The sequence below is a fragment of the Nocardia sp. NPDC049935 genome (genome assembly GCF_055586645.1).
In genome coordinates this window covers 804734-826070 of record NZ_JBVJHV010000001.1, presented here as the reverse complement: position 1 = coordinate 826070, position 21337 = coordinate 804734, and the positions used below count along the sequence as shown (strand labels likewise).

Genomic DNA, 21337 nt, shown 5'->3' with positions numbered 1-21337 from the left:
ACCTCATCATGAAACTCATCGGATTCCTCGTCACCATCTCGTGGACCCGGATCGCCGCCGTGGTGGCCACGGGCCTGGTCTGCGGTGTCGCGAACACCCAGCTGATCATGCTGATCAACGGGGTGGTCGCACCCGGCCCGCGACCACCGGCCACCCTCGGGCAGTTCGCTCTGACGGTCGTGGTCGTACTGGTCAGCGGTCTGCTCTCGCAGATACTGCTGGTCCGGCTGGCCCAGGACGCGGTCTACCGCCTCCGCGCCGATCTCGGTGCGGGTGTGGTCGCGGCGCCGCTCGAACATCTGGAGCGGCTCGGGACGCACCGGCTGGTCGCCACTCTCATCGAGGATGTGCGCTCGCTGTCGATGGCGGTGACCGCGATTCCGGCCATCTGTATCGATATCGCGACCATCGTCGGATGCTTCGTCTTCCTCGCGACCCTGTCCGGCCCGTTGTTCGCGATCACGGTGGCGGGCACGCTCGCCGGAGTGGCCTGCGTCGAACTGTTCCTGACCCGGGTCCGCCGTAGCTACCGGGAGGCGCGGGACACCGAGGACTCGCTCATCCGCGCATTCCAGGCCGTAACTCTGGGCATCAAGGAGCTCAAACTGCATCGCGGCCGGCGGCGTGATTTCATGCGGCGCCGATTGCTGGGTTCGGCGGCGACGCTGCGGTCCCGGAACGTCGACGCCGGGGCCGGATTCGCCGTGGCGCAGAGCCTCGGGCAGGTTCTGCAGCTGGCCACCATGGCGCTCATCCTTTTCGGGATCGCCACGGCATTGGATCTGTCCCGCGAGGTGATGGTGGGCTACGTGCTGGTGACGACGTTCCTGTCGATGCCCATGCAGAATTTCATGCACCGCCTCCCCGATCTGCTGCGCGGGGATATCGCGCTGGCCAAGGTGCGGGCCATGAACCTGTCGATGGACACGCCGCACAACGAGGAGCACCTGCCCTACGCCGACCGGCCCGCCCTCGAATCGGCCCGGCTGGTGCTGACCGGAGTCCGCTACACCTACCGCGCCGACGCACCCCCGCCGATGCCGCCCGGTCCGGGCGGACCGCCGCATCCGCCCGAGCGGCCCGGCGGGCCCCCGGCCCCGCCGCCGGATGTCGACGGCCGGCGCACGCACCACCGTGACGACCGGCCGATCCCACTGCGCCCGGAACCCGACGAGGAGATATCCGGTTTCCGGCTCGGACCGCTGGATCTGGTGTTCGAACCCGGGGAGATCACCTTCGTGATCGGCGGCAACGGCAGCGGGAAATCCACGCTCGCGAAACTGATCACCGGGCTCTATGTACCGCGCGGCGGCACCATAACTGTGAACGAAGAACTGGTCGATCACGAAAATATCGAATGGTTCCGGCAGAATTCGGCGGCGGTGTTCACGGATTTCCACCTGTTCGAGGAGTTTCTGGGGTTCGACCGACCCGATATCGACGACGAGGTCCGGCGCTACCTGACCGAGTTGCGGCTCGAGGACAAAGTCGAGGTGCGCGAGGGCAGGCTCTCCACGCTCGCGTTGTCGCAGGGGCAGCGCAAGCGGCTGGCATTGCTGACGGCCCTGCTCGAAGACCGGCCGATCTACGTTTTCGACGAATGGGCCGCCGATCAGGAACCGCAGTTCCGCGAGGTGTTCTACCGCGAGATCCTGGATGGATTGCGGCGGCGCGGGAAAACCGTGGTAGTCATCACCCACGACGACCGCTACTTCGATTGCGCCGATCGCATCGTGAAACTCGAGTTCGGCACGCTGGTCGCCCCGGTTCCGGTGCCGGCGGACCTCTGATCCGCCGGATCGGGCGATACCCCGATTTTGCCTCGGCGGTTCGCGTGCGCGGCGTGAACCGCGCTGGGTATCATCCTCGCCGGTAACGAAATGTGTGCCGGCCGAACGCTTTCGAGCAGGGATTTCTTTCGGCCGGTTGACGAGCGCGCCCGGAACCGGGCGCACCGACCTCAGGGGGTACTCGAGTGACAGGGCAGTCCCGGCTGCAGCCGGCGCACCGCCGCGGTAGAACCGCCGCGTCCACCGATTCCAGCGGTTCCCGCATCCCGATCTACACCAGGGAGTTCGCCGCCGATCCGCATACCGCCTACCGGCGGATGCGGTTGCGCTACGGGGCGCTGGCACCGGTCGATATCGCACCGGGCGTGCCCGCCACCCTGGTGATCGGCTACCGGACGGCCCTGCGGATACTCGGCGATACGACCCAGTTCCCCTCGGACCCGCGGGCCTGGCAGCTGAAGGCACCGGCCGGTCTGCCGATCGTGCCCACGATGCAGTGGCGCCCGAATGCCCTGCGCAGCACCGGCGCCGATCACGAGCGATACCGCGGCGTCGTGGTCGACGCCCTCGCCGGTGTCGATCTCATCGCATTGCGTACCAGGGTCGGGCGGGCGGCGGTCCCGCTGATCAACCGGTTCTGCGCCGATGGCGCGGCCGACCTCATCGACCGCTATGTCGTACCGCTGGTGTTCGAGGTACTCAACGGGATCCTGGGCTGTCCGCCCGAACTGGGCGATCAGCTGATGCACGGTCTCGGCCCGATTCTCGATATGCGCACCGACGAGGAAGCCGAGGCACTGGCGCGGAAGGCGCTGATCGAACTGATCGCCGCGCGGCGCGCCGAACCCGGCGACGACGTCACCGGCCGCCTCATCCGGCACCCGGCACAACTGTCCGACGACGAGATGGCCCACCAGCTGCTCGGATTGTTCTGGACCGGGGTGGAGCCGCCGCGCAATCTCATCGCCAATACGCTGCTGCTGATCCTCACCGACCCCCGGTTCTCGGCCGATCAGACCGGATTCGCACCGCCGGTACGCGCGGCCCTCGACGAAGTGCTCGCCACCGACCCGCCCCTGGCCAACCACTGCATCACCTATCCGCCGCTGCCGGTGCTGATCGACGATATCTGGCTGCCCGCCGACCAGCCCGTTCTCATCGGCCTGGCGGCCTGCAACAACGACCCCGAACGGACCATGGACGCCCTGTCCGCACCGGAAACCGGTCTGGCGTGGGGCGCGGGGGTGCACGCCTGTCCCGCGCACGCCCGGTCGATCGCCGGCCTGATCGCGGAGGAGGCGATCGATCAACTCCTCGATGCCCTGCCCGATCTGCGCCCGGCGTTCGATCCGGACGAGACCCTCTGGCGACCGGGTCCGTTCCAGCGCGCTCTCACCGCACTACCGGTCGAATTCCCGCCGACTCCGGGTATGCATATCTTCTGAATCCGGCGCGCCCACCCCTACCGGGCATCACCGGAATCGTCCGGCGGCGTCCCGTGCCGGGACCCGGCCGCCGGGCCGCGGCGTCGCGGTTCGGCCGCGGGACGCACCCCCGGCACACCGTTCTCCAGCACATAGGAGGCCCTGGTGTACACCGGCGCGCCGGGCCGGCTCACGTACGGGACCACCCGGAAATCGGTGCGCCACAACCGCGGGTCGACCTCGACCCGGACATATCCGCGCTGTGCGTTGAAGAATTTCAGGTCGGGGTTCGCGGCGAGCAACTGCTCGCCGCGGGCGTAACTGTCGACACCGTCGCCGCCGCTGGTGATCGAGGTTCCGGTGAATTCGGCCGCGACCACCGGCGTCCGTGGATCCGCCGGATCGGCACGCAGATCGGCCGCGTAGTTCTCGTGCCGGTCACCGGTGATCACCACGAGATTGGGCACCGAACGCGCGGCCGCGGCCGCCAGGACCGCGGCGCGTTCGGCCGGGTACCCGTCCCACGCGTCCGCGGATAGCGCCACGCCGGGTCCGGCCTCGTGATCGGTACGGCCCAGCACCACCTGATTACCGAGGATCTGCCAGCGCGCCGGTGAGCTCGCGAAACCGTCGACCAGCCAATCCCGCTGCCGGGCACCGAGAATGGATCCGCCGCCACGGTACTGCCGGGTGTCCAGCATCGTGATGTCGGCGAGGTCACCGAATCGGTAGCGCCGGTGCAGGCGGATCCGGGATCCGGACGGCAGTTGCCCCAACCGCAGCGGCTGGTGCTCATAGAGTGCCCGGAACGCGGCCGCGCGCCGAGCCCGGAACATCGGAGCCAGCCGGTCGGCGCCGGGGCGGGGGCCCGGGCGGTCCCCGGCCCAGTCGTCGGCGAGTTCGTGATCGTCCATCGTCACCAGCCACGGGAACGCGGCATGCGCCCGGCGCAACGCCGGATCGGATTTGTACCAGCCGTAGTGGATACGATATCCGCGCAGGTCACGGGGTTCGTGCCGGAGATGCGATTCCACCGCGACACCGCGGGATTCACCGGAGATCGGATACTCGTACAGGTAGTCACCGAGGTGCACCACGAGATCCAGATCTTCTTCGGAGATATGGTCGTACGCCGTGTACCGGCCGTCGTTCCACGCCTGGCAGGACGCGAACGCGAACCGCATCCGCCGGGTCGGCGCACCGGCGGCGGGCGCGGTACGGGTACGGCCGACCGGCGAGATCTCCGTCCCCGCCCGGAACCGGTAGTAGTACCAGCGCCCCGGCGCGAGCCCGCGGATCTCCGGATGCACGCAGTGGCCGAGCGCACGGTCGGCGACCGCGGAACCGCGCCGTGCGATACGGCGGAAACCCTCGTCGTGGGCGATCTCGTAATCCACCGTAACCGGGTCCGGTCCCATCCCGCCGAGGCCGTCCGGGGCGATCGGATCGGGCGCGAGCCGGGTCCACAGCACCATGCCGTCCGGGGTGGGGTCGCCGGAGGCCACCCCGAGGGTGAACGGGTCGCCGAGTTGCCGTGGAGCACGGAACCGGGCGCTGCCGGCGGCGCCGGTGCCGGCCACCAGGACGGCGGCCGCCGCGGCGCCGGTCAGGAAGCGCCTGCGTGTGGTGTCCATCATCAAGGAATCCCGCATCGGACCGACCACAGCGTGGCCCCGGGATGACTGCGCGATGACCATCGGACGAGCGTTGTCGGACGGGCACCCCCGGTCCCGGATCATCGGGTCGTGTAGTCTGGGTCCGACCGCCGATGATCCGGCGGCGTTCCGCTTGCCCGTTCGGCAGCTTCCTACCCCAGAGGATTTACCTGTAACCGTCGGTTACACATAAATTCCTCAGCGCGCCCGCCCCCGCAACCCGATCGTTGCGATGTGGTCCGGCGTTAGTATGCGCAGATGGGGCACCCCGCCACACCTCGCGCGGACAGCCTCGGGCCGGTGCACGATAATCGGCTCGCGGATACCCTGCGCAGGTTCACCGAGGCCTGGGCAGCGCCCACCGCGCCCCCGGATCTGCCTCGCTACCTCCCCGACGAGCCCGCCCTGCGGCGGGTGGCGCTGGTCGAACTGATCAAGATCGATCTGGCCCACCGCTGGAATCTCGGCGACAATCCCAAACGTCTCGCCGACTACGTCGCCGAACTCCCGGAACTCGGCGACTGGCCGTTGCCGCCGGATCTGATCTACGAAGAATTCCATATGCGCCGCCGAGCCGGTGTCCGCGTGGAACCGGGCGAATACACCACCGAATACCCCGGCCGGGCGGCGCAACTCGGTGAACTGCTCGCCACCGGCGAATATCGCAGCACCCGCCTCGCCACCGGCGCGGACACGACCGGCCCGGACGGCGTGGACCAGATCGAGGCCGGCGCCCGCATCGACGATTTCGATCTGCTCACCCTGCTCGGCCGCGGCGCGTTCGCCAAGGTCTTCCTGGCCCGCCAGCGGGAGATGCAACGCCTGGTCGCGTTGAAGATCTCCCGCGATTCCGGTTCCGAACCGCAGACCCTGGCGCAGCTCGACCACGACTACATCGTGCGGGTCTTCGATCAGCGGGTACTCCCGGATCGGGGACTGCGGCTCCTCTATATGCAATACGTGCCCGGCGGAACGCTGCTCACGGTGCTCACGAAACTCCGCGAACACCGGGATCGCCGGCCCGACGGGTCGTTACTGCTCGACGCCGTCGACGAGGTCCTCGACGCCAAGGCCCAGATCCGGCCCGCCGAATCGGATCTGCGCGCCGAACTCGCCACCCTGTCCTGGCCGGAGACGGTCGCCTGGCTGGGCCGCCGGCTCGCCCTGGCCCTCGACTACGCGGGCCGGGCCGGGGTGCTGCATCGCGATATCAAACCGGCCAATATCCTGCTCACGGCCGAAGGCGTACCGCGGATCGCCGATTTCAACATCAGTTTCGGGGCGAATGTGGCGGGCGCGTCCCCGGTCGCCTATTTCGGCGGATCCCTGGCCTATATGTCACCCGAGCAACTCGCCGTGGTGCATCCCGAACTCCCCGGCAGCGCCGCCGATCTCGACACCCGCAGCGACCTCTACGCCCTGGCCGTGGTGCTGTGGGAACTCCTCACCACCCGCCGTCCTTTCGACGACGACACCGCACCGGCGCGCACCGGCGCGGACGAATCGGGCGCCGGCACCGAGCGGACGCCCGGCGACCGGACCACACTCGAGGCCATGCTGGCCCTGCGCCGCAGCGGCGCCGGGGCGCTCCCCTACGACGATCTTCCGCCCGACTGCCCCGCCGCGCTTCGCCGGGCGCTGGTGCGGGCTCTGGACCCGGATCCCGGGCAGCGCTGGCGCCGCGGCGCCGAGATGGCCCGGCAGTTGCAGGTCTGCCTGGACCCGCGCGCCCGCGATCTGGTGGACCCGCCGCCGCGCAGCCCGCGCCGCCGGGCCCGGGCGTGGCTGCATCCCCTCATGTTCCTGGCGATCGCCGTCCCGAACGCGGTCGCGATCTGGTACAGCTACCGCCACAACCGGGCTCTCATCATCGAGGACCTCGACGCGCAGGCCCGCGAACTCTTCGATCGGGTCGCCCTGCCCACCTATGTGGTCGCCTTCCTCGTCGGTATCGCCGTCACCAGTGTCCTCACCGCGCATCTGTGGTCGGTCATCCGCGGGCTGCGGCGCGGCCGACAGTACGACGCCGCGGCGCTGGAACGGGCCCGCCGGGACACCCTCCTGCTCGGAATCCGGACGGTACTGGCCTGTTTCGTGCTGTGGGCGATCACCGGTGTGGTGGTGCCGATCACGGTTCAGGCATCAGGAGACGCCCTCGGCGCGCGGGCATCCGCGCATTTCTTCGGTACCCAGATCGTCTGCGGCGCGATGGCGATGGCCTATCCGTACTTCCTGGTGAGTTTCTACGCCGTGCGTTCGCTCTACCCGATATTCCTGCCGCTCGGTGGTCCGGTGGCCGGTGATATCGGACGGCTGCGTGCCCTGGACCGGCGCAGCACCTATTTCCTCGTACTCGCCGCCGCGGTCCCGCTGCTCGGCGCGGCGGGCGCCACGTTCCTGCCGATCGACCGGATCGCGGAAGTCATCGTGCCCCTGCGTGTCCTGCTGTGCGGTAGCGCGCTCGCCTTCGCCGGGGTGTATGTGCTGTTCCGGGCGCTGGAAAGCGATATCGCGGCACTCGAACGTGTCGTCGGGCACGAAATCGCACCACATCCGGAGGATCCGGCTAGTACGGTATAGCCACCGCATTGCTGCGGGGTGAATCGGAGCGGTGGGAAAGGCGGGGCAGGATATGTACGATCCGGTAGCGTCGACGACCGGAGTGATTCCATCGCAGGACGATAGGTACGTATACGTACCGGCCGCGGGCCAGTTGCCCCGGCATCTACGCGGCCCGGGCAGCGATGCCGGCCCGTTGCTGGCGCTGGTGCCGCCGATCGCGGAAACTCCGGAGGATTCGCCCGGACAACCGGCCGTCCTGGCCGACCTCTACCTCAGCGCCGATCCGATCGATTGGCAGGGCGCCGACGTCTATCCGATGTACACCGAGCAGTTGCCCACGCCCGCATCGGCGCTCACGATGACGCTGCTCTCGGCGACGCCGCCCCCCGGCACGGCCGGGGTGGGGATCGGACTGTCCGTGGTCGACGGATACATCGGCATCGACGGGAAACAGCTCACCGGAGTGGATATCTGGCGCGACGCCCTCGAGCACGGTATTACCGTCGATCTGGCCGCCGAGTCCCCCGACGCGCTGTTCGTGCTGACGCCGGTGTGGTCGGATTCGGCCGGCGCACCGCGATCGTGGCTGGGCAACTACGGCATCGTCGTCGAGCACACCGATTCCGGCCGTACGGTGCTGTGGTGCAGTATGGGCGAGGGCCCACCGCATTTCGCCGATCTGGTGGTGGAGATCCGCAGCGTCCCGCGGGATCCGGATCCGATGTCCTCCGAGATCACCGACGACCTCGATCCGGCCGCGACCGCCGTCCGGCAGCCGGATATGGGCGAGGTGGAGGGATATCCCTGCAGCTTCGCCGATTTCTTCCCGCTGGGCCGGGACCCGTGGCACGGCACGGATTCCCCGCGCTACGCGCGGGAAGTCCCCGCCGTCGTCACCTCGAACCTGGACCCGAGTGATCGCGATTTCGGCGGCTACGCGGCGTGGCCGGCGGAATGGGACGGGGAATACGACGAGACCTGGTACGACGACACCGATGACCGCCACCGGCACTCCGGCGGCTCCCATATCTACGATATCGGTGGCCCGGCCGGATGGGCCGATCACCCGGAGCAGACCGGTCTGGTGCCGGTGATCCGGGACGCGGACCTTCCCGACTACGGTCACGAACCGCCCCGGCCCGCACCCGCGAGCGGCGAGGTCGCGGTGGTCCCGCGGCACCGGGCCGCCGCGCCACGGTACCCGGACGACGACGGGTTCGAGATACCCGATCACGACGCGCTGGCCGATACCGTGGCCGACGGTTCGCTGCCGCCGGTGCCGGCCGTGCAGGTCGCACCGGCCACCGATCTCGCGGATCCGGACCGCCTCCACACCCTGGGCGGCGCCGCGCAGGCGCTCGGCAACGACGAACAGGCCGTGCGGCTCTGGGCACCCGCGGCCCGGGCCGGCCATATCGGCGCCGCGTACGACCTCGGTCTGCTCTATCTGCGGCGCGCGGAACCCGAGGAAGCGGAGGTGTGGTGGCGGGCAGCCGCGACGCGACGGCTGATTCCGGCCATGTCGGGGCTGGCCGATCTGCTCGATCGGCGCGGCGCGGGGGCCGAGGCACGGATGTGGCGGGCCCAGGCGGTCGCCGAGGAAGTGATCGCGACCGCCGCCCATCCGGCCGCCGGCCCGGCGGGCAGCGATTAGTTTCGGCGGCGGCCTCGGTCTCAGGTGATGACGTATCCGCAAGGTCATCCTTGACCTGAACCATTGTCGAGGTAGTTGAGTTCATGAGTATGGGAACCCCGCACCGCGCCGCCGCCGAGGCCGCCGATCGCCTCGATATCCACGACCCCACCGTGCGCACTTTCGCGCAGCTGCTGGTGAACGTGCTGCTCGTTTCGTTCATCAACTTCACGGTGTGGTTCGCCATCACCTTCTTCGTGTACCTGCGAACCCATTCGGTGTTCGCCACGGGCATGATCGCCGGGATCTTCCTGGTCGCCATGGCGGGCACCGGTATCTGGTTCGGCAGTATCGTCGACCACCGGCGCAAGAAATCTGTCATGCAGGCGTCCGCGCTGATCTCGCTGGGTATCTACGCGGTGGCGCTGGTGTTCTACGCGGCGACGCCGGCGACCGCCTGGCAGGACCCGGCGAGCGTCCGGCTGTGGATTCTCATCGTGTTGCTGATGACCGGTGTGGTGGCCGGCGGCCTGCGCACGATCGCGCTGCCGACCGTGGTCACCGCGATGTTCCACGCCCGGGTCCGGGACCGGGCCAACGGACTCGTCGGCACCACGACCGGGATCGCGCATCTGGTGACCTCGGTGGCCAGTGCGCTACTGGTCGGCTGGAACGGGATGCTGGGCGTTCTGGTGCTGGCGGTGGTCGTGCTCACCGGCGCGCTGGCGCATCTGCACCGGCTCACCCTGCCCGAAACGCTCGCCCGTGCCGCGGCCGCCGGCGAACCCCGGCGCGTCGATCTCCGCGGCACGATCGGCGTCGTCCGCGGGATCCCCGGCATGATTCCGCTGATCGCGTTCACGGCGCTGAACAACCTGCTCTTCGGCGGGCTCATGGCATTGATGGACCCCTACGCGCTGTCCATGATGTCGGTGCAGGTCTGGGGCGTGGCCTGGGGTGTGCTCAGCGGGGTGATGATCGTGGGCGGACTGCTGGTCGCCCGGACGGGCACCTCGTCGAATCCGGTACGGCTGATCCTGCTGGTGAATATGGCCCTGTGGGCGGTCATGCTGATCTTCCCGCTGCGCGATTCGATACTGCTGCTGTTCGGCGGCATGGCGGTGTTCATGCTGCTCATGCCGTTCGCGGAGGCCGCCGAACAGACGGTGCTGCAGAAGGTCGTGCCCTACGAGCGGCAGGGCCGGGTGTTCGGTTTCGCACAGAGTGTGGAACAGGCCGCCTCTCCCCTGACCGCCTTCCTGATCAGCCCACTCGCCCAGTTCTTCTTCATTCCGTTCATGACCGGCGGTCCGGGTGCGCGCTCGATCGGCTCCTGGTTCGGCACCGGCGAGGCCCGCGGAATGGCGCTGGTTTTCGTTCTGCTCGGCGTCCTGGGTCTGCTGTTCACCGGATACGCGCTGGGCAGCAAGCACTACCGCCGCCTGAGCCGCAGCTACCGCCAGAGCGCCGAGGACATCGCCGCGCCCGCGGCAAGCGATAGCGTGGCCGCCGGAGAGTCCGGTGTCACCCTGGACGACGAACTCGCCGAACTCGCCTCTCCCGCCGACTGTGGAGCGCCGGCCGCCGCACGGTGAGCGGGCCGCCGGGGACGCGGGCACCGAACCTCGATCGGAGCCCGCGTCCTCAGAGTGCCGTGACCCCGAGCCGTTCGCAGACCCCGAACACTTCCTCGAAAATCGATCCGGGAACCGTGAACGGCTCGTCGGCCGATACTTCCGGAAGGTGCGCGGCGATATCGTCGGCGGTGGGATCGCTGCCGGGTTCCGCGAGCCAGCCGTCACCGAGTCCGACGAAGACCCGCGCGTAGCGGCCCGCGCACGCCGAATAGTTCTGGTGGGTGACCGCGCAATCGCTACTGGCCAGGAACACCACCAGCGGTACCACCAGTTCGGGCCGGATCACCGCGAGAAAACCCAGCTTCTCCAGGACTTCGGGGTCGCCCACGGTTTCGGTGACCATCCGCGAGAAGCCGAACGGCAGTACGGTGTTCGACCTGATCCCGAACGGTTCGCCCTCGAGTGCGATCACATTCGACAAACCGACCAGCCCCGCCTTGGCCGCGGCGTAGTGCGCCTCCAGTGGCTGGCCGAACATCCCCCCGGACGAGGACACGAAAACCAGTCGGCCGTAGCGCTGTTCCTTCATGACCCGGTAGGCCGCCTGCGCCAGATAGAAACCACCGTCCAGATGGACCGCCCGCATCCTCTCCCACTGTTCCGGCGTCAGATCCTCGAAGGGCACACTGGTGAAGATCCCCGCATTGCTCACCACGGTGTCGACACGTCCGAATCGGTCGACGGCGGTCCGCACGATGGCCTGCGCGCCCGGGGCCGAATCCACCGAATCGTAGGACGCCACCGCGACCCCACCGGCCCGCTGGATCTCCGCGACCACCGCGTCGGCGACACCGTTATCGGTCCCCTCACCTCCCATCGACCCGCCCAGATCGTTCACGATCACCGACGCCCCCCGCGCGGCCAGTTCGAGTGCGTACAGACGCCCCAATCCCCGGCCCGCCCCGGTGACGATCGCGACCTGCCCGGTGAAATCGATCATGAGATCATCCCTTCTCATTCAGCAGAATCAGATTCTCACCTTCCGGCCGCGGCGACACCGGTTTCCCGCCGATCCCCGCCGGGTCCCCGGGCCGGAAACTCGCTGTACCGGATCGCCGCCAGCGCCTACAGTCGCCCGCATGGGAACTTTGTGCATCAACGGAGTGTGCGCGGTCGGCGCGTTCTACATCCGCCTGCGCACGGCAGCTCGGACTCTGCCGGTGCACACCACACTCCGCTGAACAACCCGGTCGTCCCCCTTTCGGGGCCCACCCGGTCGTAGCCAGGACCGCCGAAACCGGCCGGCCTGCCCGTTCGCGATACCCATCGGACGCCCTCGGCGCCGTTCCTGCACCCGGCATGGGTCCGGGCGAATCACATACCTCGATTCGGCCCACTCCTCCCGGAGGCTCCCATGTCCCGCCACGACCGGCGTTCGCCTGCCCGCGTCACCGCGACCCGTAAACGGCTGTCCCAGAACTTTCTCACCGATCCCGCCACCGCCCGCCGCATCGTTCGTTCCTCCGGAATCGGACGCGACGATCTCGTGCTGGAGATCGGGCCCGGCGACGGGATGCTCACCCGCCCGCTGCTGAGCCGGGCCGGGCGGGTGCTCGCCTACGAGAAGGACTCCCACTTCGCGCGGCACCTCGCTGTACGCTTCGCCGGGGATCCGCGATTTCGCGTGGTGCACAGCGACTTCCGCTCGGCCACCCCGCCGGAACGGCCGTTCGCGGTGGTCGCCAACATCCCCTTCTCGGTCACCACCGATATCGTCCGATGGTGTCTCGCGGCACGACATCTCACCTCCGCGACACTGCTCACCCAGTACGAGTTCGCCCGCAAGCACACCGGCGATTACGGCCGCTGGTCCAAACTCACCGTGACACACTGGCCGGATACCGAATTCGTCCTGGGGCTCCGCCTCGATCGGCGAGAATTCTTCCCGGTGCCGCGGGTCGACGCGGCACTGCTGCGGATCACACCCCGGACCGAGTCATTGCTTCCGAGATCCGCCCGCGCCCCCTACCGGGCGCTGGTCGACCTGGGTTTCTCGGGTATCGGCGGGTCGTTCGCCGCCTCGCTGCGGCGCGGCCACCCCGCCCGCGCGGTGGCCGCCGCCTGCGCCGCGGCCGGAATCTCCGCCGAACTCCCGGTGGGGTTCGTGACACCGGATGCCTGGCTCATCGTGTTCCGCGCACTGTACGACGCCGGTATCGGCGGGCAACCGGACCACGGATTACGACAGGTGGCACGGCATCGCCGGTGACCCGGACACGACGACGGGGACGAACCCGCGAGGTTCGTCCCCGTCGCCATGGGCGACTCGCCGCTCTACACCGGCGTGAATTCGCGATCGGCGATATACGCCGGCCGTCGTTCCGGCGCGGCGAACGGCTCTCCCAGGGTGTTCTCCACACTGTTGAACACCAGGAAGATATTCGACCGCGGGAACGGCGTGATGTTGTTCGCCGACGCGTGCATGATGTTCGAGTCGAACAACAGCGCCGAACCGGCCGGACCGGTGAACTGGGTTATCCCGTATTTATGGGCCAGATCCGTGATGTCGGCCTTGCTCGGCACCCCTATCTCCTGCTCGCGCAGTGACTCCCGATAGTGGTCCGCGGGTGTCGCGCCCTGACAGGGCACGTACGTCTGGTGGGACCCCGGCATGACCATCAGGCTGCCGTTGTACGGGTAGTTGTCGGTCAACGCGATGGACAGGCTCACCGCCCGAGGCGAGGGCATACCGTCCTCGGCATGCCAGGTCTCGAAGTCGGAGTGCCAGTAGAAACCGGCGCCGAATCCGGGCAGATAGTTGACCCGGCTCTGGTGGATGTACACATCCGAACCCAGTACCTGCCGGGCCAGGTCGACCACCCGGGATTCCCGCACCAGTTCCGCCACCGCAGGGCTCAGCTTGTGCACCTCGAATACCGAGCGCACCTGCTGCGACGATTTCTCGACGATGAGCCGTTCGTCACCCCGCAATGCGGGATCGCTTGCCAGCCTGTCGATTTCGGCGGCGTACTCGGCCACTTCCTCGGGGGCCAGCAAACGATCCATCATTGCGAAACCGTCGGTATCGAACGCAGCCAGCTCCGCGTTGCCGATCCGGCCCCACACAGTTGCGTCGTGCCGCTCCTGTAGCGGCAGGCGCTCCGCGATTCTGGTCGGATAGCGATCGATCCGATTGTCTACCAACGTCGTTCGTCCTTCCTCTCAGTCGGCCGGAACGGCGATCAACGGATAAACGCCGTTCTCGTCGTGCACCTCCTGCCCCGTGACAGGAGGATTGAACACGCACAGCATCCGCATCCGTGTCCGTGTCCGCACCTCGTGCTTCTCGTGCCCGTTGAGCAGATACATGGTGCCCGGGGCCAAGTCGTAGGTGCGGTCGTTGGTCAGGTCGGTGAGAGTGCCTTCACCCTCGACCAGCCAGACCGCTTCCACATGGTTCTGATAGTGGAAGACGTGGGTGGTGCCGGGCTCGATCGTGGTCTCGTGGAACGAGAACCCGACCTTGTCACCGCCCAGCACGATGCGCTTGCTCCGCCAGCCCTCGGCACCCACATCGCGGGAGGTGCCGGTGATTTCCTCGGTGGTGCGAACGATCATTCGGTGCTAATCCTTTCAGCTGCAAACAGTTTCGACGGCGTCGCTCAGAATGTGCAGACCCTGATCGAGTTCGTCGTCGGCGATGGTCAGCGGCGGCAGCAGTTTCACGACTTCGTCGGACGCACCCGAGGTCTCGGTGAGCAGACCGCGGTCGAACGCGACCTGGCATACCTTTCCGGCCTGCGAGGCGTCGTCGAAGACCAGCCCGTGCACCAGGCCACGGCCGCGAGTGGAGACTCCCGGAACGGCCACGGCGACCTCGTTGAGCGCCGCGGCCACCCGCTTACCCTTGGCCAGGGTGGACTTCTCCAGTACATCATCGGACCAATAGTGCTCGATCGCCACCTGCGCCGTCACGAAGGACGGATTGTTACCGCGGAAGGTGCCGTTGTGCTCGCCCGGTGACCACACATCGTGTTCCGGCTTCATCAGCACCAGCGCCATCGGCAGGCCGTAGCCGCCGATCGACTTGGACAGCGTCACGATATCGGGGGTGATACCGGCCGATTCGAAGGAGAAGAACGGGCCGGTACGGCCGCAGCCCATCTGGACATCGTCGACGATGAGCAGGATCCCGCGCTCGGAGCACAGGGCGGCCAGGTGGCGTAGCCATTCGTCACGGGCCAGGTTCACACCGCCCTCACCCTGCACGGTTTCCACGATGACGGCGGCCGGGCGGTCGAGACCGGACGAGGAATCGTCGAGCACCCGTTCCATCCACAGGAAGTCGGTGGTGGTGCCGTCGAAGTAGCCGTCGTAGGGCATCGGGGTGGCGTGGTTGAGCGGCACACCGGCGCCGGCGCGCTTCATCGCGTTACCGGTCACCGACAGCGCGCCCAGGGTCATCCCGTGGAACGCGTTCGTGAAGCTCAGGATGGTCTGCCGGCCGGTCACCTTGCGGGCCAGCTTCAGCGCGGCCTCGACCGCGTTGGCTCCGGTCGGGCCGGGGAACTGCACCTTGTAGTTCAGTCCACGCGGGGCCAGCAGGGTGTCGCGGACGGTTTCCAGCAGTTTGCGCTTGGCGACCGTGGACATGTCCAGGCCGTGCGTGATGCCGTCACCGGCGATGTAGTCCACCAGCGCGGACTTCAGCAGCGGGTTGTTGTGGCCGTAGTTCAGCGCGCCCGCGCCGGCGAAGAAGTCGAGGAAATCCTTGCCGTTCTCATCACGCAGCCAGGCGCCCTGAGCGGTTTCGAAAACCGTCGGCCAGGAGCGGCAGTAACCGCGGACATTGGATTCCAGTTCATCGAAGATCGTCGTTTCGGGGGTAATCATCTCAGTGATCCCTTTCGTTCTTACGGGCGATCGGAGAAATGTGGTAGAGGTCCTCGGCAGCGTGACTGTCCGGGAAAACATCCGGGTCGAACAGATCGCTGCGCACCATATCGGCGCCGCGGCGGCGGGCCAGCGACGAGAACATGGCGATCGAGGCGGGGTTATCGGGGGAAACGGTGGTCTCCAGCGCGTCGACGCTGCCGCCGGCGGGATGGCCGGGCGCGGTGACGGTGGATACCAGCCAATCCAGCATGGCGACGCCGGTGCCCCGGCCACGCTGGTCGGCGTCGACGGCGACCTGCCATACGAACAGGGTGCCGGGCGCCTGGGGTCTCAGGTAGCCGGTGACGAAGCCGACCACGCGGCCGTCGCTCTCGGCGACCACGGATGTGGTGGCGAAATCGCGGCACCACAGCAGATAGGCATAGCTCGAATTGACATCCAGGACCTGCGACTCGTCGGCGATCTGCCACAACCTCGCGGCGTCGGCGATCCGCGGCGCGCGCAGCACCACGCCGGTACTGGCGGGCTCCGCATCGGTCGCGGCGGACGAAGGGGTCGAGTCGGTGCCGGCGTGGCCGGCGGTCTGCGTGGACTCAGCTTGTAAAGACATACAACTCCGATGTCTGCTTGCAGTACTTTCCCAGGCTTACGAACGAACTTTGAGGTGACCTGGTCGAGTTCTTTACGATCGTGTTACAGGCGTATGACGTCGTTCCTCTCTTTGTATAACCGGAAGCCGGATGATGAAACGGGCCCCACCACCGGGACGTTCGACACATTCCACGCGGCCGCGGTGGGTCGCCACAGTTTCCGCGACCAGCGCCAGGCCGATTCCCGTCCCACCGGTGGCGGAACGACGCCCGGAGCGCGAGGTCGCGAAACGTTCGAAGATCCGGTCGCGGTCGATGGCCGCCACGCCGGGCCCGGCATCGTCGACCTCGACCACGGCGTCCGGGCCGTCGCGGCGCACCGTGACCCCGACCACGCCGCCACCGTGCCGGTCGGCGTTCTTCAGCAGATTCAGCACGGCACGCTCCAGTTCCAGTTTGCGGCCGAGCACGGTGACCTCGTCGTCCACCGTGAGCAACCCGGCCGGCCGATGACTGTCGCCGAGGGTGTGCGTGAGCAGATCACCCACCGATACCGGGTCCGCGTCACCGTGGTGCATACCCGCTTCCACCCGGGCCAGCGCCAGCAGGTCGTCGAGCAGCCGCCGGAGGTGTTCCACCTCGGCGGTCACCAGATCCAGGGCCTGGCGCGAACGCGGCGGACAGTCGTCCCGGTACCGATTCAGTACACCCACCGCGGTGGTGAGGGTGGTCAGGGGGGTGCGCAACTCGTGGCTCACATCACCGAAGAGGCGATGTTCCCGATCGATGCGCCGCTGTAGCGAGTCGATCATTCTGTTGAAGGACGCCACGGTACTCGCCAGGTCCTGATCGTTGCTGTCGGGCAGCCGCGTATCCAGTTCTCCCGAGGCGATCAGCGCGGCGGCCTCGGCCACATCGCGCAGCGGTTTCAGCATCCGCCGGCCGACCCAGACCCCGACTCCGGCGCCGACCAGGGCCGCGGCCACCGCACAGCTGATCAGCAGCACGGGCCGGTGGTGGAGGCGTTCGCTGAAGGTCCGGCTCTCCTCACTGACCACGGCGAACACCGCGAGCACCAGAACCAGCGCCATCAGGCCGGAGGACGCCGCGAACGCGGTCGTGACCCGGCTGCGCAGGCTCCAGCGTCCCGGATCGGGTCCGATCCGGGTCGCGCTCTGGACACTGTTCATCGGTTAGCGCTGCACGTCCAGCCGGTAACCGAGGCCACGGACGGTGACCACGATCTGCGGATCGGAGGGGTCCCGCTCGATCTTGGTTCGCAATCTGCGCATATGCACATCGACTATCCGCTCGTCACCGAAGAACCCGCGGTCCCAGACCCGCTCGAGCAGGACATCGCGGCTCAATACCCGGCCCGGCGCCTCGGCGAGCTCGCACAGCAGCCGGAACTCGGTGATGGTGAGACCGATCTCCTCGTCGCCGCGCCGGACCGCGCCCCCGTCCGGGGACAGGATCAGCGGGGCATCGGGATCGGCGTCGAGGACCACTTCGATCGGAGCCTCACGCTCCACGGACAACCGCGCCCGGCGGCGCAGCGCCCGCATCCGCGCGGTGATCTCCTTGATCTCGAAGGGTTTGGTGACGAAATCGTCGGCGCCCGCCTCGAGGGCGGCGACCACATCGTGGGTATCGTCGCGGGCGCTGACCACGATGATCGGTACGTCGTGCTCCCGGCGGATCTCACGGATGCAGGTGAACCCGTCCATTCCGCCCAGCATCAGATCGACGATCATCACATCGGGCACACCGATCGTGCGCAGGTGTGTGAGCGCGGCCTCGGCTTCTTCGGCCTCCGCGACGTCGTAGCCTTCGTCTTCCATCGCCAGGCGCAGAGCACCCCGGACCCGGTCGTCGTCTTCCACGATCATCAGGTTCGCGCTCAAATTTTCATTCCCTTGCAGACGCACGTGGCGTGCCGCGGCGCGGGTCTCGCATCCCCAAACCGACGCGACAGCCCGCTACTCAGCTTACTCGAGCAACCTTTCGGTTATACGAATAGCCGGAAGGGACGTGAAGTAAACCCCCGAAGTGAAATGCCTCACGTTCAGATATGGTGCGTATCTTCCAGACGGAAGAAGTTGCTCGGCGTTCCGTCCGCACGTAATTCCTGGTACCGGAAACTCAGTTTGCGTGCGTCGAAACTCGCGAACCAGTCGTTCCAGCTGACCGGTTGCAGGACCGCACCGCCGTAGTGCGGGAAATCCAGACGCAGCACGCCCACCTCGCCGTCGAACCGGCCGCCGGGCATCGTCGCCGGATTCGCACCGCGCCGCTGAGCCCACTGTCGGATGACCTCGTGATTCGTGGTGACCATGGTTGTTCCCGGAGCGGCGGACAGGCCACCCTTCATGACGAACCTCCTTGCGGTAGGTGCGTACCTGCTCACCCGGGCCGACCTCGGTTGTCGGCACCGGCTTTCCGGATTTGTACCCGACTTCGCACTTTTGCAAACACAGCGGACAACCGGATATCCGCGGTGTCCACAGCGTGCGGACCGGCCGGAACCGGCGAACCGCGGACGACGGCCACCGATTGCCGGAAAGTTGCCACCGACGGCGATCGGCTCACGAACCGCCGGAGACCGGGGCCAGCGCGACCGTGATGTTATCGCTGCCGCCGCAGACCACGGCGTAATCGACGAGCGCACGCGCCGCGTCCACGGTCGGCGCGCCGAGCGCGCGCCGGGCGAGATCCGCCGGGCCCGGCAGGTAGTTCCACAGCCCGTCGGTGCACAGCAGGAGGAGCCCGGGAGCTTCCACGTAATACGTGCGGATACTGTCCGCCGACCAGGGATGCTGCCCCGCGTCCGCACCCAGCCAGCGCATCAGGGTATGGGCTCGCGGATCGGCCATGGCCGCCTGTTCGTCCATCGCGCCCGCCTCGATCAAGGTCTGTGCCCAGGAATCGTCGACAGTGAGTTTCTGCGCGGCGGAGAGGGCGGCCGGGTACCCGGGCCGGGCCGGCTGTTCGGGGGCCGGTTCACCGGCGGCCAGCCAGTAGGCGCGGCTGTCGCCGATATTGGACACGGTCACCGAGGTGCGTCCACTCGCCTCGGTACGCACGATCGCCGAGACATAGGTGCAGGAGGGCGCGTCGCCGTCCGGACCGACGAGATTGCGGACCGCCTCCGACGCGGCCGCCATCCCCGCGGCCGCGGCCTCCTCGGCCGTCCGGTCACCGGCGAGCGCGGCCAGGCACGCGTCCACACCGGTGCGCGCCGCGGTGCCGGAGGCCGCCTGCGGGTCCGGCGAGGACGACACTCCGTCACACACCACCAGCACGAGGGTCTCCGGATGCCCGTCGTCGTCGGGGACCACCGCGGCGGCCACGGCGTCCTCGTTACGCGCGTGCAGGATCCCTCTGTCGGTGACCAGGCCGGCCACTCCCAGATCGGCCTCGAAACGGTCCTGGACCCGGTGCGGGCGTTCACAGGACGAACAGCGCGGTCCGCGGCCCTGGGTCCCGCAGTGCACACAGACGACTTCGGCGAGCTCGTCGTCGGGTAACGCGACGCGGTGGACGCCCGGGGCGACCGCCTGCCGCGGAACGGTGTCCTCGGCCGCCGCGAGACGGCGCCGGGTATCGGTCGTCTCCCGCACTCTCGGCATCGGTTCGGTCACCGCGTCCAGGATGTCGGCCGGGTCGGCGCCCCCGGCGTTCGCGTCGGAGTTCATCCTGCCGCCCTGTTCATGAATAGCTCCCGGTGTTGCCCGATCCCGATACCCCCGGCCCGCACACCGCCCCCTTCGTCCGACCCGTTCCGTACTGACGATGGAAGATAGTACGGGGTAGGCGCGCGAGGGAGTTCAACCGCGCTCCTCCACCGCGCGCACTGCCTTACGGGCCGCGACCAGCACCGGATCCCAGACCGGCGAGAACGGCGGGGCGTAGCCGAGATCGAGTGCCGTCATCTGGGTTACGGTCATCCGCGCGGTCAGTGCGACCGCCGCGATATCGACGCGTTTTCCGGCGCCTTCCCGGCCCACGATCTGCACGCCGAGCAGTCTGCCGGTACCGCGTTCCGCGAGCATTTTCACCGTCATGGGAGCCGCGTCCGGGTAATAACCTGCGCGGCCGGTCGATTCGATGGTGGCGGTGACGTATTGCAGGCCCGCGGCGCGCGCGTCCTTCTCGAGCAGCCCGGTCCGGGCCACCTCGAGGTCACACACCTTGCTGACGGCGGTACCGACCACGCCGGGGAAGGTGGCGTAACCGCCCCCGATATTGGCGCCGATGATCTGCCCGTGCTTGTTCGCATGGGTGCCGAGTGGAATATGGCGGCGCATTCCCGAGACCAGATCCAGGACCTCCACGCAGTCGCCACCCGCCCAGATGTTCTCGTGGCCGCGGACCCGCAGGGCCGAATCCGTCAGCAGGCCGCCGTGTTCACCGAGGGGGAGCCCGGCCGCGGCGGCGAGACCGGTTTCGGGAACCACGCCGATACCCAGCACCACCACATCGGCCGGGTACTCGGTATCGCCGGCCACCACACCGGACACCCGCCCGTCGACGCCGGTGCGGATCTCCCGGACCTCGCTGTCACCCACCACCGTCACCCCCAGCCCGCACAGGGCGCCGCGCACCAGCGACCCCATATCGGCATCCAGTGTCGACATCGGTTCGGTCCCACGGTGGACGACGGTCACCTCGAATCCCCGCCGGATCAGTGCCTCTGCCATCTCGACCCCGATATAGCCCGCACCGACCACGACCGCGCGCCGGCCCGTGGTGGCGGACAGGGTGGCGATGAGGGACTCACCGTCGTCCAGGGTCTGCACGCCGTGTACACCGGGCGCGTCGATACCCGGGAGGTCCGGGCGGATCGGGCGGGCGCCCGTCGCCAGGACGAGGGCGTCGTACCCGGTCCAGGTTTCGGCTCCGGTGGCCGCGTCGTGGCTGCGGACCCGGCGCCCGGCGATATCGAGCTCGACGACCTCGTGGCGCAATCGCACATCGATCTCCCGGGCACGATGTTCCTCCGGGGTACGCGCGATCAGATCGTCGCGGTGTGCGACCTGCCCGCCCACCCAGTACGGGATTCCGCAGGCGGAATACGAGGTGTGATGGCCTCGTTCGAACGCCACGATCTCGAGGTCGCCCGCCGCCCGGTAGCGCCGCGCCTGTGCGGCCGCGGACATTCCGGTGGCGTCACCTCCGACGATCACCAACCGATCGGTCATACGACCAAC

17 protein-coding genes are annotated in these 21337 nt (G+C 68.1%); 6 read left to right on the top strand and 11 right to left on the bottom strand.

Annotation, left to right across the window (positions count from 1 at the left end; genetic code table 11):
• Positions 1-8 precede the first annotated feature (8 nt).
• Positions 9-1790: an ATP-binding cassette domain-containing protein gene (locus ACZ6SF_RS03870; protein ID WP_466060454.1), complete on the top strand. Its 1782-nt coding sequence runs from the start codon at positions 9-11 to the stop codon at positions 1788-1790.
• Positions 1791-1975: 185 nt separating this feature from the next.
• A complete protein-coding gene (locus ACZ6SF_RS03865; protein ID WP_466060453.1) occupies positions 1976-3235 on the top strand; it encodes a cytochrome P450 family protein in 1260 nt (419 codons plus the stop codon).
• A 17-nt stretch (positions 3236-3252) separates the two neighbouring features.
• Here ACZ6SF_RS03865 and ACZ6SF_RS03860 read toward each other — a convergent pair whose 3' ends face one another.
• On the bottom strand, positions 3253-4848 hold the full coding sequence (locus ACZ6SF_RS03860) for an alkaline phosphatase D family protein (RefSeq protein WP_466061330.1): 1596 nt from the start codon (positions 4846-4848) through the stop codon (positions 3253-3255).
• 279 nt (positions 4849-5127) lie between these two features.
• On the opposite strand from ACZ6SF_RS03860, the gene ACZ6SF_RS03855 reads away from it, so the two are divergent.
• The 3 genes from ACZ6SF_RS03855 (at position 5128) to ACZ6SF_RS03845 (ending at position 10659) form a co-directional block, all read left to right on the top strand.
• Positions 5128-7449 (top strand): serine/threonine-protein kinase, encoded by a 2322-nt coding sequence (locus ACZ6SF_RS03855; RefSeq protein WP_466060452.1) that lies wholly within the window; start codon positions 5128-5130, stop codon positions 7447-7449.
• Between the two features lie 52 nt (positions 7450-7501).
• Positions 7502-9085, top strand: a complete 1584-nt coding sequence (locus ACZ6SF_RS03850) for an SEL1-like repeat protein (protein ID WP_466060451.1) — start codon at positions 7502-7504, stop codon at positions 9083-9085.
• Positions 9086-9168: 83 nt separating this feature from the next.
• The gene (locus ACZ6SF_RS03845) at positions 9169-10659 is read left to right on the top strand and encodes an MFS transporter (protein ID WP_466060450.1); all 1491 of its coding nucleotides are present in this window, start codon (positions 9169-9171) and stop codon (positions 10657-10659) included.
• Between the two features lie 49 nt (positions 10660-10708).
• Here the strand turns inward: ACZ6SF_RS03845 and ACZ6SF_RS03840 are convergent, their stop codons facing one another.
• The gene (locus ACZ6SF_RS03840) at positions 10709-11641 is read right to left on the bottom strand and encodes an SDR family NAD(P)-dependent oxidoreductase (RefSeq protein WP_466060449.1); all 933 of its coding nucleotides are present in this window, start codon (positions 11639-11641) and stop codon (positions 10709-10711) included.
• A 414-nt stretch (positions 11642-12055) separates the two neighbouring features.
• Here ACZ6SF_RS03840 and erm point away from each other — a divergent pair, with 414 nt between their 5' ends.
• Positions 12056-12910 carry a 23S ribosomal RNA methyltransferase Erm gene (erm, locus tag ACZ6SF_RS03835; RefSeq protein WP_466060448.1) on the top strand — a complete coding sequence of 285 codons (855 nt, stop codon included), beginning with the start codon at positions 12056-12058 and terminating at the stop codon, positions 12908-12910.
• A gap of 65 nt (positions 12911-12975) precedes the next feature.
• On the opposite strand, the gene thpD is transcribed toward erm, so the two are convergent.
• From thpD to ACZ6SF_RS03790, 9 genes are all read right to left on the bottom strand, one after another.
• Positions 12976-13845, bottom strand: coding sequence for an ectoine hydroxylase (gene thpD, locus ACZ6SF_RS03830; protein WP_466060447.1), 870 nt, complete (start codon positions 13843-13845; stop codon positions 12976-12978).
• An 18-nt stretch (positions 13846-13863) separates the two neighbouring features.
• Complete coding sequence (locus ACZ6SF_RS03825; RefSeq protein WP_466060446.1) at positions 13864-14259, bottom strand: ectoine synthase; 396 nt, start codon at positions 14257-14259, stop codon at positions 13864-13866.
• A 15-nt stretch (positions 14260-14274) separates the two neighbouring features.
• Entirely contained in the window at positions 14275-15534 is a 1260-nt protein-coding gene (gene ectB / locus ACZ6SF_RS03820; protein ID WP_466060445.1) for a diaminobutyrate--2-oxoglutarate transaminase, read from the bottom strand.
• Between the two features lies 1 nt (position 15535).
• Positions 15536-16147, bottom strand: coding sequence for a diaminobutyrate acetyltransferase (gene ectA / locus ACZ6SF_RS03815; protein ID WP_466060444.1), 612 nt, complete (start codon positions 16145-16147; stop codon positions 15536-15538).
• A gap of 72 nt (positions 16148-16219) precedes the next feature.
• Complete coding sequence (locus ACZ6SF_RS03810; protein WP_466060443.1) at positions 16220-17317, bottom strand: sensor histidine kinase; 1098 nt, start codon at positions 17315-17317, stop codon at positions 16220-16222.
• A 3-nt stretch (positions 17318-17320) separates the two neighbouring features.
• Positions 17321-18031: a response regulator transcription factor gene (locus tag ACZ6SF_RS03805; protein WP_466060442.1), complete on the bottom strand. Its 711-nt coding sequence runs from the start codon at positions 18029-18031 to the stop codon at positions 17321-17323.
• Between the two features lie 161 nt (positions 18032-18192).
• The gene (locus ACZ6SF_RS03800; RefSeq protein WP_466060441.1) at positions 18193-18498 is read right to left on the bottom strand and encodes a hypothetical protein; all 306 of its coding nucleotides are present in this window, start codon (positions 18496-18498) and stop codon (positions 18193-18195) included.
• A gap of 214 nt (positions 18499-18712) precedes the next feature.
• Complete coding sequence (locus ACZ6SF_RS03795) at positions 18713-19822, bottom strand: PP2C family protein-serine/threonine phosphatase (RefSeq protein WP_466060440.1); 1110 nt, start codon at positions 19820-19822, stop codon at positions 18713-18715.
• A 132-nt stretch (positions 19823-19954) separates the two neighbouring features.
• Positions 19955-21328: an FAD-dependent oxidoreductase gene (locus ACZ6SF_RS03790; protein WP_466060439.1), complete on the bottom strand. Its 1374-nt coding sequence runs from the start codon at positions 21326-21328 to the stop codon at positions 19955-19957.
• Between the last annotated feature and the right edge of the window lie 9 nt (positions 21329-21337).